Here is a 17,833-nt window from a genome sequence, read left to right as displayed (position 1 = left end):
GCCGTCGCTGTCCTGCAGCTTGTTGAGCGTGAGCTCGAGCGTCAGCTCCGTGCCGTCGACGATGAAGCGCAGCGAGGCGATGGTCTCGTCGAAGAGGCGGTTCCACGCGGCAGCACCGGTGATCGACTTCTCGTGGAACAAGGCCTCGATCCGGTCGTCGAGCTGATGCGGCTTGTCCTTGGCGAGATCGTCGAGCCAGGGCTTCCAGTGCGAGAGCGGCGCCTGGCTCGCGACCTTCGCCAGCACGTCCGGCTCGATCCGGTTCAGCTCCAGCTCGAAGAACAGCAATTCGGTGATCGCGGCGTTCAGCTTGTCCTGCGTGTCGCCATAGAACTTGGCGCGCTGCGGATCGGTGGTGTCGCCGGAATAGACGAGGCCGGCATAGGCGCCGATCCGGCCGAGCCGATCGCTCAAGCCCTCATAGCTCTTGACCGCTACCGCCAGCGTCTCGCTGCCATCAGGCGCGGCGGCGAGATCGGCGAGCTTGCCGTGATAGCGCTCGGCCAAGGTCTGCGCTTCGGCGAGGCCGCGCTCCAGGTCGCTCTTGAACTCCGGCGATTCGATGCCGGGATAAAGATGGCTCAGGTCCCATTCCGGCAGGTCTCCGGTCCCCTGCGCCGGCTTCGCCGCCCCCGCTTTTGTGGCGGAACGCAGGACGGTGTCATGAAAACCCATTCGCTCGATACCTCGCGCTGAAACGTGCCCTTCCATAATGGCTGTGCAGCCGCTTGGCCATGGATTGCGCAGCACGACCGTCATTGCGAGCGCAGAGGCGAAGCCATGACGCCCTGTGCGGAACCGCTCGCATCACATCCGCCACCAACCCCGGCTTAAACCCCGCTTAACCCTTCTGGCCGACCATGCCCCAGAACGGAACAGGTGATTCCGCCTGCAGCCAAGATTTCTTTCATGCTGCACGGGCTTTCGAGGTGCCATGACCGATACCGTCCTCATCGTCGATGACGATCCCGTCCAGCGCCGCCTGCTCGACGCGATGCTCAAGCGCTTCGGTTACGACGTGCTGAGCGCCGAGAACGGCGAGGCGGCTCTTGCGCTGCTCGGCGTGCCGGAGGGTGAGCGCTTCAGCGCCATCGTGCTCGACCTCAACATGCCCGGCGTCGACGGCATGGGCGTGCTGGCGGCTTTGCGCGAACGCGGCATCGAGATCCCCGTCATCGTCCAGACCGCCAACGGCTCGATCGAGACCGTCGTCTCGGCCATGCGGGCCGGCGCCGTCGATTTCGTGGTCAAGCCCGTCGGCGCCGAACGCCTGCAGGTCTCGCTGCGCAACGCGCTGAAGCTCGGCGCGCTCGAACATGAACTGCGTCATATCAAGCGCCGCGCCTCGAACACGCTGGGCTTCCGCGATCTCGCGACCAAGAGCCCGGACATGGCCCGCGTCGTGCGCTTGGCCGAGCGGGCCGCCAAGTCGAACATCCCGATCCTGATCGAGGGCGAATCCGGCGTCGGCAAGGAGGTGCTGGCGCGTGCGATCCAGGGCTCCAGCGACCGCAAGGGCAAGCCCTTCGTCACCGTCAACTGCGGCGCGATCCCGCATAATCTCGTCGAATCCATCCTGTTCGGCCACGAGAAGGGCGCCTTTACCGGCGCGACCGAGCGCCATCTCGGCAAATTCGTCGAGGCCAATGGCGGCACGCTCTTCCTCGACGAGGTCGGCGAATTGCCGCTCGATGCCCAGGTCAAATTGCTCCGTGCGATCCAGGAGGGCGAGGTCGACCCTGTCGGCGGCAAGAAATCGGTACGCGTCGACATCCGTCTGATCTCGGCCACCAACAAGAGCCTTCTCGACCAGGTGAAGCGCGGCGAGTTCCGTGAGGACCTGTATTACCGGCTCAACGTCTTCCCGATCACGCTGCCGGCCTTGCGCCAGCGCCGCGAGGACATCGCCGATCTTGCCCGCGGCTTCCTCGCCCGCTTCGCCGCCGAGGAGGGCCGCAAGCTCACAGGACTCACGGCCGAGGCCGCGGCCCTGATCACCGGCTATGACTGGCCGGGCAATGTCCGCCAGCTCGAGAACGCCGTGTTCCGCGCCGTGGTCCTCGCCGACGGACCGGAGCTCGACGTCACCGAATTCCCGCAGATCGCCGCGCAGATGAACGGCTACGAGGTCCGGATTCCGCCGGCCCCTGCCCCGCTCGCGCGCTCCGAGACACATGGCGAGGCGCCGCCGCGCATCATCCAGATGCCGGTGCGCGATCCCAACGCGCTCGATCTCGTCGCCGGCTCCGACATGCGCAAGCTCGACGAGCTCGAACGCGAGATCATCACCTTCGCGCTCGCGCATTACCGCGGCCACATGTCCGAGGTCTCGCGCAAGCTCGGCATCGGCCGCTCGACGCTCTACCGCAAGCTCAAGGATTACGGGCTGATCGAAAGCGAATCGAACGGCGACGAAACCGACGCGGCATGAGCTGCAACTAACCGAATGCGGTGGTCTGTTGCACCGCCGCATCTTGTCTCAACCAGCCGAGTCACGCAGGAATGGCGGGGTTCGGCAGCAATCGGGATAGCGACCATGCGTCCTCGCCATTGGGCGAAACTGACCTCGGCATCCGCCTTGGCCATCATTCTGGGTTGCCTCCCGCTCCGCGCCGAGACCCCTCTCAATACCGATGCGACGCTGGGCATTCCGCTGCCGGAGCAGCCCGAGCTCAAGCTGTCCGACGCTGCGCCGCCGGCCGCCCCTGCCCAGATCGCAGCCGCGCCGGAACATTCCGCCGATGCGGAGATCGTCACCGGCACGGTCACGCCCGGCAACCGGCCGCTTGACCCAGCGAAGCAGGACGCAGCCGCCCCCCTCGACAGGGACCAAGAGCCGGTCACGCTCGACATCCCCACTGTCGAAATGCCGGCGGCCGACCCGGCCCTGACGCCTGTCGTCAAACCGCCGGAGCCGGCCGAGGCTGCCCCGCAGGCCGGGCCGCTGCGCACCGTCGAGCCGCTGGTGCCGCTGCCGGACGTGCCGAAGGTCGTCATCGCGCTGCCGCCGGGCTCCGAATTCTCCGCCGCGATCGTCGCCGCCCTGCCGGAGGCACTGGCGGTGCGCCGCCTCGGCGAGCGCGAGCGCAACGAGATCATCGCCGCCTATCAGGCCAATGAGAACCGGCCCTTCTGGGTCGGCTCGAAGGGCTGGAACGAGGCCGGCAAGCGCATCGCGACGCAGCTCGGCCGCGCCGGCGAGGACGGCCTGCGCCCGAACGACTATGCGCTCCCCGTCTTCGAGGCGAGCGACAAGGCCAGGCTCGCCGAGGCCGATATCCGCCTCTCGGCCATCGCCGTGCTCTATGCCCGCGACGCCCGCGGCGGCCGCCTCAACCCGCGCCAGCTCTCCAAGCTGATCACGCCGACGCTCTACCTGCCCTCCGCGACCGAGGTGCTCTCGGAAATGGCCGGCGCGCCTGACGCCGGTGCCGTGCTCGCCGCCTACAACCCGCCGCATGAGGGCTATCGCCGCCTCAAGGCCAAGCTTGCGGAGATGCGCGAGCATCTCGACGACACCCCGCTGGTCCGCATCCCCGCCGGCCCCCCGCTCAAGCTCGGCATGCGCGACGAGCGCGTCCCGCTGGTGCGCGCCCGCCTCGGCCTCGGGCCCAGCGAGGAGCCGGTCTTCGACCGCTCGACCGCGCTGGCTCTGGCCGATTTCCAGAAGAAGGCAGGCCTGCCGGCCAACGGCATTTTGAGCGAGCGGACATTGGCCGCGCTCGGCAAGCCGGCAACCGCCCGCGGCGAGGAAGACATCATCGCCCAGATGGAACGCTGGCGCTGGCTGCCGCCCGATCTCGGCACCGACCACATCATCGCCAATATCCCGGAGATGCGCGTGCGCGTCATCCGCTCCGGCAAGGTCGTGCACGAGACGCGCGCCATCGTCGGCAAGCCGGACTCGGCGACGCCCATCTTCTCGCACAAGATGGACCACGTCATCGTCAACCCGTCCTGGTACGTGCCGCCTTCGATCCTGAAGAAGGAATTCCTGCCCGGCCTCGCCGCCGATCCGGAATATGCCGCCAAGCGCGGCTATGTCGTGACCCGCACCAAGGGCGGCGGCATCTCGGTGCGCCAGCCGCCGGGCGAGCGCAACGCGCTCGGCTGGATCAAGTTCATGTTCCCGAACGAGCATGCGGTCTACCTGCACGACACGCCGAATCGCCGCCTTTTCGCCGGCGAGCGCCGCGCGCTCAGCCATGGCTGCGTCCGCGTCGAGAACCCGTTCGCGCTGGCCGACCAGGTGCTCGGCCCGGAATGGTCGCATGAGCGGCTGAAGCGCCTGATCGGACAGGGCGAGCGCCGCATCAACCTGCCGCAGCCCATGCCGATTCACCTCGTCTACAACACCATCGTCGTCGGCGAGGACGGCCAGATCACCCGGTTCGACGACGTCTACGGCTTCCACAGGCTGGTCCGGCAGGCCCTGGAGCAGCAGGGCGGTTGAGACACCCTTGGTGAGGGTGCCCTCCCCTATGGGCACCTTTTCGCCATGATCCCACTTTAGCCACGTTCCGCAGGAAATTCTTGGCGTGGCGATTGCCGGCTCGCTAACGAGACGTTAACGCTTCTCCGCAACTGTTCGTTCACGTTTATCGCACCGCTTCGGCGGGGGCACCGAGACGGGTCAGACAGATTGGGCAGGATCACCGCCACGCTTGCAGGATGCGCGCCGTCCGGCACGAAGCCGACCGCGCGACAGGCGCTGGTGCTTGGCCTGGCCCTGGTCGCATCGCTGGTCGGCATCCGCGGCACGCAGGATGCCGCCGCCAATGGCGACACCCGCACCATCACCATCCGGCATATGCACACGAAGGAAGAGACGACAGTCACCTTCAAGCGTGACGGCCGCTATGATTCGGCTGCGCTGGAAAAGCTGAACTGGGCCCTGCGCGACTGGCGCACCGACGAGCCGACCCGCATGGATCCGCGGCTCTTCGACGTGATCTGGGAGGTCCAGCGCCAGCTCGGCTCCGATCAGCCCTTCCACGTGGTCTCCTCCTATCGCGCCCCCGGCACCAACGCGATGTTGCGCCGCCGCTCGCGCGCCGTTGCCAAGCACAGCCAGCACATGCTCGGCAAGGCGATGGATTTCTACCTGCCCGACGTGCCGACCGCCCGCATCCGCGAGATCGGCATGCGGCTCCAGCGCGGCGGCGTCGGCTTCTACCCGAACGCACACACCCCCTTCGTCCATCTCGATGTCGGCTCGGTCCGCTCCTGGCCGCGCATGACGCGCGATCAGCTCGTGCGGCTGTTCCCGGACCAGAAGACCGTTCATATCCCCGCCGATGGTCAGCCGCTCGCCGGCTACGAGCTCGCCAGAGCCGAGATCCTCTCGGGCGGCGGCTCGGTCGGTGGCTATGCCGTGGCCGATGCGGATGAGGGCGCCGTCGCCTCCTCCGGCCGCAAGAGCCTGTGGGCGACGCTGTTCGGCGGCGACGACGAGGAGGCCGATGCCCGGCCGACGGCACGGCGCGGCAGCCCGCGCCAGCAGCCGACCGTCATGGCCTATGCCGCACCCAATGCCGGCTATACCGGCAGCAACGGCAACGACGACGGCCGCGTCCTGATCCAGCCTATCCAGGAATCCAGCACCAGCGCCATCACCCGCGAGCGCTCGCGGCGCCTCGCGCCGCAACCGGCCGCCGAGGAAGCGCCCGCCCCGGCACCTGCCGTGGCCGCCCCGGCGCCTGCGACACCGCCCCCGCAGGTCGCGCGCGACACCCGCCCGCTGCTCGTCGACGTGCCCTTGCCGCTGGCGCGGCCGCGTGGCCTGTCGGTGCCGGCGGAGGACGGCGCACCCGTCCAGGTCGCCGCCTTGCCCTCGGCTGGCGGCGCACTCGCCTTCGCGCCGCAGCCCGATCAGAAACTCGTCCTCGCCTCGTTGCCGCCGCGCCGCCCCGGCGAGGTCGCGAGCCCCAGCGAGATCGTCGTCGCCGGCCAGCCGACCAATGCACCGCTGCCGCCGATCCGGCCGACCGCGCTCGCCGACGCCGCGATCGCCTCGCTGCGCGGCACTGGCGCGGCCGAGGCCCCGCTCGCCCAGCCCTCGGAAGGTCGCCTCGTGACCGCCTCGCTGCCGCCGGTGCGGCCGCGCGAGGGCGGCGTCAGCTTCGCGACGGCGACCCAGCGCTCCGTCCCGGTCCCGGAAGAGCCGGAGGACACCGCCGAGATGGATCGCGGCGGCCTGAACTCCCTCTTCGCGGCCGTCTCCCGCACCGGCGGCACGCCGGGCAAACCGGTGAACGTCGCGACGGCCCGCAGCAAGGCCGCCGGCCCGTCAGGCGCGCCGATCGCCGGCCCGAGCCCGGCAGCGGCGCTGGGCTTCAGCCATGCCGACCCGGTCGACGCCAAGCCCGGCACCTTCACCGGCCCGGCCGTCCGGCCGCTGCCGACGAATTTCGTGCAGAACTGAGTTCTGAAGAGCGCGTCATGCTCCGGCTTGCCCCGAGCATCTCGGAAACCGGTAGCTTCTCGTCCTGAGATTCACGGGTCTCAGCTACGCTTCGCCCGAGAATGACGGGCAATCCGCTATTCCCGGTCGATCGGCCAAGCCTTGAACACGTCGAGTGCCTCGCAGGCCCGCGCCTGCTCGGCCAAGGCCGGCCAGCGCTCCTCCGGAGCGAATTCCGGGATCACGAAGCGGCAGAAGCCCCAGGCGATGGCGGCCGCGATATCGCTCGGCAACAGTTCCGGCCCCGCCGTCAGCTCGCCCTCCTTCGCCGCCGCGTCGAGCAGGTCGAGCGCGACGTGGAGCTGGGTGACGATGCGTTCCTGCCAGGGCGCGTAGCGCTGCGCTTCCGGGCGCTTGCGCTCGTATTCGATCGAGACCGCCTTGTCGGCCGCGACGATGCCGATCCCGGTCAGAGCCAGGTCGCGCCGCCGCGCCACGCCTTCGAGCGGGCGCAGCGAACGTCCCGCGACATCCTCGAAATGCTGGATGATGAGCAGGGATTCGCTGATGGCGATGCCGTCGTCCGTGACCAGCGTCGGCGCCTTGATCAGTGGGTTGATCGCCCGGAATTCCTCCATATGCCGGAACACCGAGACCGAGCGATGCTCGAACGGCACCTCCAGCAAGGTCCCCGTGATCGCCGCGCGGCGGACATAGGGGCTATCCAGCATTCCGACGAGCAGCATCGCGACCTCCGTTTCAAACCGGCGCGAGAGTGCCGAAACCCGGCCGCAAAGCCACGCGAATTCCCGTGATGCGCGGGATCACGCCGCTTGATGCTCAGGGCTGGCGACAGGCGTGAGCTGGCCGCTCAACGGCTCGTCGAGCCGCAGGCCCCGCTGATGCGCCTCCATCTGGCAGGGGTCCCAATAGGGCGTGCCGCCGAAACGCTCGACCAGCAGGTCGATCAGCACCCGTACCTTGCCAGGCACGTAGGCGCCGGGCGGGCGCACGACATAGAGCGCGCGCGTCGGCATGGGATAATCCAGCAGGATCGGCTCGACCGCGCCGGAGCGGATCGCATCCGAGGCGATGAACGTCGGCAGCACCGTCAGCCCCAGCCCCGCCACGACCCAGGACAGCAGCGTGTCGCCGCTGTCGGAATGCATCCGGCCGGGGGGCCGCACCGTGATCCAGCGTTTGCCCGAGCGGAACACCCAGTCCTGGTCGTTCGTGCCGCTATAGAGCAGGCAATCATGATCGTTGAGATCGGCGGGGATGGCCGGGCGCCCGCGCCGCTCGAAATAGGCCGGGCTGCCGACAACGGTGGCATGGACCGGCGCGATCTTGCGGGCGATCAGGCTGGAATCCTTGAGCGAGCCGATGCGGATCGCGGCATCGAAGCGCTCGCCGATCAGGTCGACATAGCGATCGCTGGCCTGCACGTCGATCTCGAGTCGCGGATACATTTGCGCGAGTTCGCCGAGCAATGGCGCGACATGCCGGTTGCCGAAGGTCATCGGCATGGCCAGCCGCAAGCGCCCCGCAACGCCGCCGGCGCGCTGCGCCACCGCCTCGCGCGCCTCCTCCAGCTCGGCCAGGATGCGCTCGCTGCGCGCCTTGAACTCCAGCCCGGCCTCGGTCGCGGCGACGCCGCGCGTCGTGCGGCTGAGCAGGCGCGTGCCGAGCTCCTCCTCCAGTCGGCTCACCCGCCGGCTGACGATCGACTTCGCCAGCCCCAGCGTCTGCGCCGCCCGGCCGAAACCGCCGGCCTCGACCACGGCGATGAAGCTTCGGATATCATCGAGCTCCGCCATCGGCGTTCCTCCTGCAGCAACAGTCTGGTTCTGATTATGGCGGTTCTAGTGCCGTTCGTGAACCACTACCTTCCTGGGCATCGAAATCATTCCGCCACAGGAACCGTCGTCATGGCCTCCGTCCTCGTCCTCAACAGCAGCGCTTCCGGCCCGAATTCGGTCTCGAAGCTCCTCGTCCAGAGCACCGTCGAGCGGCTGCGCGCCCAGAACCCCGGCGTTCACATCCTCGAGCGCGATCTCGACGCCAATCCCATCCCGCATCTCAACGCCGAGACCACGGCGGCAGTGCGCGCCGGCATCACCGAGACCCAGGCGCAGCAGGAAGCGCTCGCCCTCTCCAACGCCCTGGTCGAGGAGCTGAAGGCGGCCGACACCATCGTCATCGGCGCGCCCATGTACAATTTCGGCATTCCCTCGACGCTGAAGAGCTGGTTCGATTACGTGCTGCGCGCCGGCGTCACCTTCCGCTACAGCGAGGCTGGCCCCGAGGGCCTGCTCAAGGGCAAGCGCGCCATCGTCGTCGAGAGCCGCGGCGGCCTCTACAGCAGCGGCCCGGCCCAGTCGCTGGATTCGCAGGAGCCGCATCTGCGCACGATGCTGGGCTTCGCGGGCATCACCGATGTCACCTTCATCCGCGCCGAGAAGCTGGGTTACGGCCCCGAGGCGCGCGAAGAGGCGATCCGCAACGCCAATGCCGAGCTCGCCCTCGTCGCCTGAGCCTCCTTCCAACGAAAAGCCCCGCATCGGGAGACCGATGCGGGGCTTTTTCATGCCTGCGTGGAAAACCGCTTACGCGGTTTCGCCGACCGCCTGGAGATACAGGTCGAGGATCGCTTCCTCTTCCTTGCGCTCGTCGAGGTCGCGCTTGCGCAGCGCCACGACCTTGCGCAGCACCTTGACGTCGTAGCCGTTGCCCTTGGCCTCGGCATAGACCTCCTTGATGTCGTCGGCGATCGTCTTCTTCTCTTCCTCGAGCCGCTCGATGCGCTCGACGATGCTCTTGAGCTGGTCGCCAGCAACCGGATCGTCCATCTGATAACCTTCCCGGATACGAAATTGGCCGGCAGCGTTCGCCCGGATCGGGCCTGCCCGTCAAGACAGAACTGGCCGATGCCCCGTCGCCCATCAACAGTCCTGATGCCGCATATCGGCTTCAAGGTCGAAGCCTGGCCGCGATCATCGCAAAAAGTATGACTAGATCGCCAGACGGCAGATGACGCCGCTCCCAAGCCACCCTACAACGATGACAAGGAGAGCGCCGCATAGCGGCCGAGACCAGGGGAGCCGCGCGGCGTGCCGCAATCCAAAACCGCCATCGCAGCCATGCGCGCGACCGCCCGCGCGATCTTCGACGCCGCCGTCGCCCGCGCCCATCCCGCCGGCTGCCTGCCCCAGCATTTACCCGCAACGCCCACCAACGGACGCCTGATCCTGCTCGCGGCCGGCAAGGCCGCCGGCAGCATGACCTCGCTGGCCGAGGCGCATTATCTCGACCAGGGTTTTCCACCCGAGCGGCTCCTCGGCCATGCCGTCGCCCGCCACGGCTATACGGCCCGCACACGGCAAATCCCGATGGTCGCGGCCGGCCATCCCGTCCCCGACCAGGGCAGCATAGACAGCGCCGAGCGGGCACTGGCGCTCGCAGCCTCTGCCACGGCGGAGGATCTCGTACTCGTCCTGCTCTCCGGCGGCGGCTCGGCCAATTGGGTCGCGCCGGCCGGCGGGCTCGCTCTCGCCGAGAAGCAGGCGGTCAACAAGGCGCTGCTGCGTTCCGGCGCGCCGATCGGCGAGATGAATATCGTTCGCAAGCGCCTCTCGCGGATCAAGGGCGGCCGGCTGGCACTCGCCGCAGCTCCGGCACGTCTGCTGACGCTCGCGATTTCCGACGTGCCCGGCGACGAGCCGACCGCGATCGCGTCGGGCCCGACGGTTGCCGATCCCAGCACGACGGCAGAGGCCCGTGCCATCGTCGCCCGCTACGGGCTCGACCTGCCGGCAGCGGCCCGCACCCTGCTCGACGATCCCGCGAACGAGACGCCCAAGCCCGGCCATCCCGCCTTCGCCAACAGCGATTTCCGCATCATCGCCCGCCCGGCCGATGCGCTGGCGGCGGCCCGCGCGGCCGCCGAAGCCGCAGGCTACGCCGTGCACGATCTCGGCGCCGATCTCGAAGGCGAGGCCCGCGATGTCGCGGCCGCCCATGCCGAACTCGCCCGGCGCCTGAAGCGGGAGGGCAAGCGCGCCGCGATCCTCTCCGGCGGCGAGCTCACCGTGACCCTGCGCGGCTCCGGCCGCGGCGGCCCCAACCAGGAATACGCGCTGGCGCTCGCCATCGCGCTCGCCGGGGAACCAGGCATCGTCGCGCTCTCCGGCGATACCGACGGCACCGATGGCGGCGGCGGCGAGGCCACCGATCCGGCCGGCGCCCTGGTCGATCCCCAGACTTTGACCCGCGCCGCCGAGATCGGCCTTGATCCCGCCCGATCCCTCGCCGACAACGATTCGACCGGCTTCTTCGAAGCGCTCGGCGATTTGCTGCAGCCGGGACCGACGCTGACCAATGTCAACGACTGCCGCGTGATCCTGATCGAACCGTGAGAATGCCGGGCTTTCCTCGAACGGTCCTCCCCCTCGCCTTCTGCGCGGCCGCCTTCCTTGGAAGCGTGGCGCCCGCGAAGGCGGATTTGCGCATGTGCAACACCACGTCGAGCCGCATCGGTGTCTCGATCGGCTACCGCGATGCTCAGGGCTGGATCACCGAGGGCTGGTGGAACATCAGCCCGCGCGGCTGCGAGACGCTGCTGCGCGGCACGCTGGCGGCGCGCTTCTATTACGTTCACGCCGTCGATTACGACAAGGGCGGCGAATGGACCGGAAAATCGGTCATGTGCGTGCGCAACAAGGAATTCACGATTCGCGGCATCGAGGACTGCCTGGCCCGCGGCTATGACCGCGCCGGCTTCTTCGAGGTCGATACGGGCGAGCAGAAGAGCTGGACGATCCAATTGACGGATACGGCCGGAGGCGGCGCTCCGCGGCCTTGATAGGCTTATGCCGGACGACAGTCCCGGCTTAAGCTGGACGAGCGACGCCGGGGCGGCCGGCGCTGCGGGCAAGAACCGGAAGCGAGACCCCGGCACCGGGCCAAGCTCGCTCCACACTGGACGAAAGGATGCGGCCGAAGCCGGGTTGGCTTGCGGATCGCGGGGGAAGAATGATGAAGCGCGAACGCCGGATCAAGATCATCGCCACGCTGGGGCCCGCCTCCGCGACCGAGGAGATGTGCGCGAAGCTGTTCGAGGCCGGCGTCGACGTCTTCCGCATCAACATGAGCCACACCCAGCGCGAGACGCTGAGCGAGAAGGTCGCGATGCTGCGCGGGCTGGAGGGCAAGTTCCGTCGCCCGGTCGGCATCCTCGCCGACCTGCAGGGCCCGAAGCTGCGCGTCGGCCAGTTCGGCGGCGATGGCGGCGCCATCCTGGAAAATGGCGCGCGATTTACGCTCGATTCCGATCCGTCGCCGGGCGATGCCAAGCGCGTCCACCTGCCTCATCCCGAGATCCTGAGCGCGCTCGAGCCTGGCCACCACCTCATCCTTGACGACGGCAAGCTGCGCCTCGTGGTCGAGAAGGCCTCGGAGAAGCAGGCGGTCACCAAGGTGCTGGTCGGTGGGCGGCTCTCCTCGCGCAAGGGCGTGAGCCTGCCCGACACCACGATCGCCGTCTCCGCCATGACCGAGAAGGACCGCGCCGATGCCGAGGTCGCGGCCGAGGTCGGCGTCGACTGGATCGCGCTCTCCTTCGTGCAGCGGCCCGAGGACATGGCGGAGCTGCGCAAGATCGTGCGCGGCCGGGCGCTCGCGCTCGCCAAGATCGAAAAGCCGCAGGCGGTGCTGCGCATGGAGGAGATCATCGACGCCTCCGATGCGATCATGGTCGCGCGCGGCGATCTCGGCGTCGAGATGCCGCTGGAGAAGGTGCCGGGCACCCAGAAGCGCCTGACCCGCATGGCCCGCCTCAAGGGCAAGCCCGTCGTCGTCGCGACCCAGATGCTGGAAAGCATGATCACGAGCCCGGTGCCGACCCGCGCCGAGGTCTCCGACGTCGCGACCGCCGTCTTCGAGGGCGCGGATGCCGTGATGCTCTCCGCCGAGAGCGCCGCCGGCCAGTACCCGGTCGAGGCGGTGGCGATGATGAACCGCATCGCCGAGGAGGTCGAGAACGACGCAGTCTACCGCTCGATCCTCGAATCGCAGCGCAACGAGCCTGAAGCCACCGGCGCCGACGCCATCGCCAAGGCCGCCCACGAGATCTCCGAGACCCTGAACCTCAAGGCGATCTGCGCCTGGACCTCCTCGGGCTCGACCGCCTTCCGCATCGCCCGCGAGCGCCCGAACTCGACTGTGATCGCGCTGACCCCGAACCGCGCCACGGCCCGACGCCTGACGCTGGTCTGGGGCGTGCACGCGATCGTCACCAAGGATGCCAGCGACGCCGACGACATGGCCTTCCGCGCCTGCAAGTTCGCGGTGCGCGAGCACTATGCCAAGCTCGGCGACCGCGTCATCGTGGTCGCCGGCGTGCCCTTCGGCACGCCCGGCGCGACCAACATGGTCCGCATCGCCTTCATCGCCCAGGAGCATGTCGAGAAGGCTTGAGAGCGCAGGATCGAAGGGTGCCGACGCGCCTCCACCAACGGCCGCCGTCATTCCGGACGAGCCGCAAAGCGGCGCTGATCCGGAATCCATCGTAGAGCGCCGCGCGTTATGATGGATCCCGGGTCAAGCCCGGGATGACGGTGCGTTTCCGTATGAAATCGGCAGCGGCCCGATGGGATCACGCGTCGCGGCCGTCGACCTCGGTCTTCAGTGAATCGACGGCCTTCTTCACCGCGTCGAACTGCGGATAGATCTCCAGCGCCTTGCGGAAGGCGGTCATCGCGGCCTTGTCGTCGCCCTGCTGGCGCAGGATCAAGCCAAGCCCCATCATCGCACCGTAATGGCGCGGTTCGCGCTTCAAGGTCTCGCCGATATCGAGCATCGAGCGGATCGAATCGCCCATCAGGTAGAGCGCGTTGGCGCGCTGGTTCCAGGCCTCCGCCCAGTCCGGCTGCAGGCTGATGACGCGGTCGAGCAATTCGATCGCGAGCTCGTTCTGCTTGTCCTTCAGCGCCTGCTGGGCGCGGGTCATCAACAGGTCCGCCGTATCGGAGCCGGAACGGGCCCAGCGCCGCTGGATCAAGCGCGCGACGCCCTCGGCCTCTTCCTGCGTGGTGGCATCGTGCAGCCGCTGGAACAGCCGCTCCAGCGTCGCCGCCGGGCTGCGCTGCGGCGCGCTGGGCGTGACCGGATTGTCCGCCTTGTCATCGGGCAGGACGGTGCCGGGTCGCGACGGCGGCGTAGGCTGGGCCTGGGCCGCGCCGATGACGGACGGGCCGGCTGACACCAGCAGCAGCGCGAAGACGGCGGGCGCGATGCGGGAACGGATCATGCGCGCAACTCTAGCCGGCATCGCCGCCCCGTCAAATCACAGCCGGGCGAGCGCGCAACGCAAAGAGCGGGCACGCCATCGGCGTCCCGCTCCTTAAAATCCCACCCGAGGCACCCGCGCAGCGAAAGCCGCGCGACGTCTCAACCCTGACGCGCCTTGAAGCGCTTCTGGACCTTGTTGATGATGTAGACGCGGCCCTTGCGGCGCACGAGCTGGTTGTCGCGATGACGCGCGCGCAGCGACTTCAACGAATTACGGATCTTCATCGTCTCAACTCCATCGGCCCGCCCTTACGAGATGGGCCGGTCAAAAACCTTCAGCCTGCGACGCGAACCTCAACGGTTCTCACCGCCCATGCAATGGTGCGACTGATGCGATGCCGGCTGTATACGGATTTTTCCGTGGATCGCAAGTGCGATCGCGCCCCGGCGGGCACGAAATCCGCTTTTGCCACAATGGAACCGAAGCGACAGAATGGCGTTGGGACACTCGCTCACACGGAGAACCACCATGCGCCTGCCTCTTCTCGTCTCGACCTTCGCCGTCGCGCTGCTTCTCGGCGCCTGCGGCAACACCGTTGAACAGCGCATCGGCGGCGCAGCGGTCGGCGCCGGCACCGGCGCAGTGGTGGCTGGGCCCGTCGGCGCCGTCGTGGGCGGCGCGGCCGGCGCCGTCTCCGGCCCCTCGGTGGTGCGCGCGACCAGAAACGCGACGCGCTGATCACATTCGCTTCTGTATCGCAGGCGGGCGCCTCGCGCGCTCGCCTGTCTCGACGCGGCCTGAAAACGTCGGGGTCGATCAGGCCGCGACAGGGCGGCCCCGCGACTCGAAATCCGTCGCGCCGGGGGGTATGCAAGCCGGCTCGCCACCCGATCACAACAATTCGATGACTTCGCGATTTTGAGGGTTGCCAAGACGAAACGGACCGGCTATCTCCCCCGTCATCAGGCCGGACGCAACGCGTCATGACGCTCTGAGACGCGCCCGTAGCTCAGCTGGATAGAGCATCAGACTACGAATCTGAGGGTCAGAGGTTCGAATCCTTTCGGGCGCGCCATTTTTCTCAAAAAATACAATACCTTAGGGTTGACCGTAGTCGACCCCGCCGGCTCCGTGCGGCGTTGCTGTCTACATGCCGTCCACCGAAACTTCCGGTAGATCCGCGCGCTCGTGGGCGATGCGCGGCGGATGCCTCACGCATTGTTGGCTCTCGGCGAGGTGCGCCAGAGCGGGTTCTGACGGGCCGGGAGGCGGCGATTTCCATCGGGCCGGAAACCTCCATTCCCCATAGCCGCCCAAGGCGGCCCTTACCCCTTTCAAGCCGCGACGCCTCATCGCAGCCGCTCTTGAGAGTTCTGCGCCACAACGAGACATTGGCTCGACGCCGACAAGCGGACACCAGCCATTTGGTCGATGAATTTAACGAGGCACCAGTTGGCGGATCCCGGTGGCCGAAGTCCAACGGAAGATCGACGGCATCATGAGCGCAATAGAGGGCAGGCTCTATCGCCGGTCCATGAAGCAGCGACTGGCGGACTTTGAAGGCGAAGAGCGTCGGCCGGAGGCCCGGGCTTATCGGAAGCCCAGGAGCCCTCCCCGGTCATCGTCCATCCCAACCCGGCGCAGGCGTATCGGCGGCGGGTGGCCGAGCTGGAGAGCCTCATGGACGATCCGGAGCTGCGGGGTCAGTCGCAACGTTTTCAACAGGAACGCACCACACCTGGATAATATTGGGGGCTCTCGCGACGGTCGAACATGCCGTAGCCGCGCACCACCCGCACCACGCGATGCCGCACCGCGCGTGCCCCCGCAAAGCGATTCGGCTGATAACTCTCAGCACCCTGCCGATCTTGCCATAAAGCGAGCAGAGCGAACTTACCCTCCCTGTAAATGCTGGCGAAGACGTCATAGTTGATCAGGCTTGGGGCGTTGCTCTCTAGCTCCAGATGGGCTGCGAGCGTCGCTCCATCGATACCCTGGGGCGCCCCTTCCGAGGGGTCGATCTCCGTCAGGGTTGCGAATCGACCCTTGCCGATCTCCGTCTCTTCGAGGCGATGCTCGACCACGCGGTGGTGCTCAGGCGGCGCAGTGTCGGTAACGATTTCACCGACGCGCAGATGATAGTCCTCGAAGACCTCCTCGCGGCCTCGTTCCTGCGTTTCATGATGCTTGGCGACCGTGCGCCAGCGAATGAGCGACTTCTCGTCGCGCCAGGTCGAATGCGACAAGATCCATCCTGGTCGCGTGACACTCTCGAAGCGCTCATTGTCGATAAAGCCGTCGATCGTTTCCAGGATCGGCTTCAATTGCTTGGCCAGATCGAGGTAGAGGTCGAACCGTTCCTGTTTCGGATGGACCTCGAAAATCACAGAAAACATCGGTTTCTCCACTTGGTCTCAGGGCGTTAAGAAAGCGATGCTCTCGCGCCAGAGCGCCTGGCGCATCGCCTCGAGATGCATGAGATGCGTGCCGCGGCTGATCTTCACGTCCCGCTTTTCCGGCGCATTGGTCATGGCATCGAAGAGCCAGCGCGCATCCGCATCGGTCATCAGCCCGTCCCACTCGCCGCGGATTATGGCGGTCGGTGCCTGTACCCTCGCCGGATCGTAGGGAAAGAGGCCATGCCAAGCGGCGATGACCTCACTGAACGGCCCAAGCGGCACGTTGACGGCAGGGGGATCGCGCTGGCGGCTGCCGGGATCGGTGTCGAGATAGGCTAAGCCCCAGCCATCAAACTCTTCCCGTGACAAGACCGGCGGCGCTTCAGCAGGCACATCCTCAACGAAACGCGTCCATTGGTCTTCCAATGAGATCGCCTTCCATGCCGGAGCGGACGCCGGCGCCTCGTAGCGCCGTGGCGGGCGCCGACTGATCGGCGCAAACATGACCCAGCGATCGAGCCAGCTGGGATGCGCGCCGGCAAAGATGCCGACCGGGAGTGCCCCCCAGGAATGCGAAATGAATGAGACGCGTGCCGCGCGCTCATGCTCAAGGACGAAGGAGGCAACGCGCTGAAGCTGCTCGGCCGCCTTGCTCGCCAATCCCAGAGGGGTATTCGCGTCGGCCGGCTGCGACTGCTCCGGATACCGCGCCGAATGACCAAACCCGTAAAAATCGAAGGCCCAGACATCGAAACCTGCAGCGCAGAGCGCATCACGCCAGCTACCTTCGGCAAAACGGTAGGCGATCGATAGAGCGGAAGGAAATGTCGCGCCGTGAACATAGATTACAATCCCAGCGGATGGACTCGATTCATCCCGACGCGCTAAGCGGCGCAGGAAAAGCGACATGCTCTGGATCGGGCCATCGATATGGAAGACTTGCTCGCTTTCGGCGATTACTTCGTTCAGCATGTAGCCTCCCTGATACTGTGGTAGCACGCTAGCACCGGCAATGGGGCGTTGCGCCTGACAACGCTACGGTCTCGGTCGAAGCATCGAGGGCCACGTCTAGGTACCGCCCGCTCAAGCGCTGCAACGAATCTGCTTCGCGAATGTTGGGGTGTCGATGACGTGGCAGGTATCCGCTGCTTCAATCAGCCCTGATCCTCAGGGCATCCCGAGTTTGCAGCGTTATGGTTCCCGTCCGCTTCAATCCGTAATCGGTCTGCAGCCGGGTCAGCGCATCGCGTGTGACCTGGCTCACTGTGCCGTTGATCGGGCCGCTGTAATATCCGAGCGCTAGCACCGCCATCTGAACCTGCTTGACGATGGCTGCGAACCTGTCGGTGTTCCGCGAGTCAGCTAAGCACCATGAGCCGACATTCAGGCCTTGACGAAACCGGACATTCGTCGGGCTTTGTTGGCTACGCTTCCTTCACCGCCGGTTTGCCCTGGCCGCCCACGGAATGCCAACGAGCACGTCAAAGGCACCTAGACCGGCGATAGCAGTCAACCAGGAGCCCTGTTGGCGGACGCGGTAGTACGGGCGCTATCGAACGACATCGGCTAGGTAGCCATGAATCTGGGCCACCACTGCTGCTCCCTCTCCGACGGCGGCGGCGACGCGTTTAGTCGATCCTGCCCTCACGTCGCCGATTGCAAAGACACCAGCCTTGTCGGTTTCCAGCGTTCGCAGGACTTCTCCGGCTATCGCGGTATCCCGCGTCAGGCCCGTTCCCGTCT

General features: G+C 67.2%; 16 protein-coding genes, 1 tRNA gene and 2 pseudogenes. 9 read left to right on the top strand and 10 right to left on the bottom strand.

The window, feature by feature from the left end; genetic code table 11:
• Positions 1–675 (bottom strand): annotated as a pseudogene (locus JHD80_RS22865) (M3 family oligoendopeptidase); the annotation flags it as partial.
• Positions 676–934: 259 nt separating this feature from the next.
• On the opposite strand from JHD80_RS22865, the gene JHD80_RS22860 reads away from it, so the two are divergent.
• The 3 genes from JHD80_RS22860 to JHD80_RS22850 all read left to right on the top strand — a co-directional run bounded on the left by JHD80_RS22860 (position 935) and on the right by JHD80_RS22850 (position 6,424).
• Complete coding sequence (locus tag JHD80_RS22860) at positions 935–2,431, top strand: sigma-54-dependent transcriptional regulator (RefSeq protein WP_199092134.1); 1,497 nt, start codon at positions 935–937, stop codon at positions 2,429–2,431.
• 105 nt (positions 2,432–2,536) lie between these two features.
• Positions 2,537–4,453, top strand: a complete 1,917-nt coding sequence (locus tag JHD80_RS22855) for a L,D-transpeptidase family protein (protein WP_199092132.1) — start codon at positions 2,537–2,539, stop codon at positions 4,451–4,453.
• A gap of 189 nt (positions 4,454–4,642) precedes the next feature.
• Positions 4,643–6,424: a peptidoglycan L,D-endopeptidase MepK gene (locus JHD80_RS22850; protein WP_199092130.1), complete on the top strand. Its 1,782-nt coding sequence runs from the start codon at positions 4,643–4,645 to the stop codon at positions 6,422–6,424.
• Between the two features lie 116 nt (positions 6,425–6,540).
• On the opposite strand, the gene JHD80_RS22845 is transcribed toward JHD80_RS22850, so the two are convergent.
• A complete protein-coding gene (locus tag JHD80_RS22845; protein WP_199092128.1) occupies positions 6,541–7,149 on the bottom strand; it encodes a glutathione S-transferase family protein in 609 nt (202 codons plus the stop codon).
• A gap of 78 nt (positions 7,150–7,227) precedes the next feature.
• The gene (locus tag JHD80_RS22840; protein ID WP_199092126.1) at positions 7,228–8,220 is read right to left on the bottom strand and encodes a LysR family transcriptional regulator; all 993 of its coding nucleotides are present in this window, start codon (positions 8,218–8,220) and stop codon (positions 7,228–7,230) included.
• 111 nt (positions 8,221–8,331) lie between these two features.
• Between JHD80_RS22840 and JHD80_RS22835 the strand changes: the two genes are divergently transcribed.
• On the top strand, positions 8,332–8,937 hold the full coding sequence (locus tag JHD80_RS22835; protein WP_211201064.1) for an FMN-dependent NADH-azoreductase: 606 nt from the start codon (positions 8,332–8,334) through the stop codon (positions 8,935–8,937).
• A 72-nt stretch (positions 8,938–9,009) separates the two neighbouring features.
• Here the strand turns inward: JHD80_RS22835 and JHD80_RS22830 are convergent, their stop codons facing one another.
• Complete coding sequence (locus JHD80_RS22830; protein WP_199092121.1) at positions 9,010–9,252, bottom strand: DUF2312 domain-containing protein; 243 nt, start codon at positions 9,250–9,252, stop codon at positions 9,010–9,012.
• Between the two features lie 291 nt (positions 9,253–9,543).
• Between JHD80_RS22830 and JHD80_RS22825 the strand changes: the two genes are divergently transcribed.
• The 3 genes from JHD80_RS22825 (at position 9,544) to pyk (ending at position 12,877) form a co-directional block, all read left to right on the top strand.
• Entirely contained in the window at positions 9,544–10,818 is a 1,275-nt protein-coding gene (locus JHD80_RS22825; RefSeq protein ID WP_199092136.1) for a glycerate kinase type-2 family protein, read from the top strand.
• 2 nt (positions 10,819–10,820) lie between these two features.
• Entirely contained in the window at positions 10,821–11,264 is a 444-nt protein-coding gene (locus JHD80_RS22820) for a DUF1036 domain-containing protein (RefSeq protein WP_199092119.1), read from the top strand.
• A 173-nt stretch (positions 11,265–11,437) separates the two neighbouring features.
• A complete protein-coding gene (gene pyk / locus JHD80_RS22815; RefSeq protein WP_199092117.1) occupies positions 11,438–12,877 on the top strand; it encodes a pyruvate kinase in 1,440 nt (479 codons plus the stop codon).
• A 178-nt stretch (positions 12,878–13,055) separates the two neighbouring features.
• Here the strand turns inward: pyk and JHD80_RS22810 are convergent, their stop codons facing one another.
• On the bottom strand, positions 13,056–13,709 hold the full coding sequence (locus JHD80_RS22810) for a tetratricopeptide repeat protein (protein ID WP_199092114.1): 654 nt from the start codon (positions 13,707–13,709) through the stop codon (positions 13,056–13,058).
• Between the two features lie 140 nt (positions 13,710–13,849).
• Positions 13,850–13,975 carry a type B 50S ribosomal protein L36 gene (gene ykgO, locus JHD80_RS22805; protein WP_038363015.1) on the bottom strand — a complete coding sequence of 42 codons (126 nt, stop codon included), beginning with the start codon at positions 13,973–13,975 and terminating at the stop codon, positions 13,850–13,852.
• Between the two features lie 244 nt (positions 13,976–14,219).
• On the opposite strand from ykgO, the gene JHD80_RS22800 reads away from it, so the two are divergent.
• Together JHD80_RS22800 and JHD80_RS22795 are read left to right on the top strand one after the other, a co-directional pair.
• Positions 14,220–14,429, top strand: a complete 210-nt coding sequence (locus JHD80_RS22800; protein WP_199092112.1) for a hypothetical protein — start codon at positions 14,220–14,222, stop codon at positions 14,427–14,429.
• Positions 14,430–14,689: 260 nt separating this feature from the next.
• Positions 14,690–14,766: transfer RNA gene (locus tag JHD80_RS22795), tRNA-Arg, on the top strand.
• Positions 14,767–15,409: 643 nt separating this feature from the next.
• On the opposite strand, the gene JHD80_RS22790 is transcribed toward JHD80_RS22795, so the two are convergent.
• The 4 genes and pseudogenes from JHD80_RS22790 to JHD80_RS28405 all read right to left on the bottom strand — a co-directional run.
• Entirely contained in the window at positions 15,410–16,087 is a 678-nt protein-coding gene (locus JHD80_RS22790) for an antibiotic biosynthesis monooxygenase family protein (RefSeq protein ID WP_199092110.1), read from the bottom strand.
• Positions 16,088–16,105: 18 nt separating this feature from the next.
• Complete coding sequence (locus tag JHD80_RS22785) at positions 16,106–17,062, bottom strand: alpha/beta hydrolase (RefSeq protein ID WP_199092108.1); 957 nt, start codon at positions 17,060–17,062, stop codon at positions 16,106–16,108.
• A 178-nt stretch (positions 17,063–17,240) separates the two neighbouring features.
• Entirely contained in the window at positions 17,241–17,420 is a 180-nt protein-coding gene (locus JHD80_RS29415; RefSeq protein WP_465246550.1) for a peptidoglycan-binding domain-containing protein, read from the bottom strand.
• Between the two features lie 219 nt (positions 17,421–17,639).
• Positions 17,640–17,833: pseudogene (locus JHD80_RS28405) on the bottom strand (thioredoxin reductase); the annotation flags it as partial.

Origin of the sequence: Allobosea sp. ASV33 (assembly GCF_016428755.1) — a bacterium.
Lineage (GTDB): Bacteria > Pseudomonadota > Alphaproteobacteria > Rhizobiales > Beijerinckiaceae > Allobosea.
This window is presented reverse-complemented; position numbering and strand designations above follow the sequence as displayed.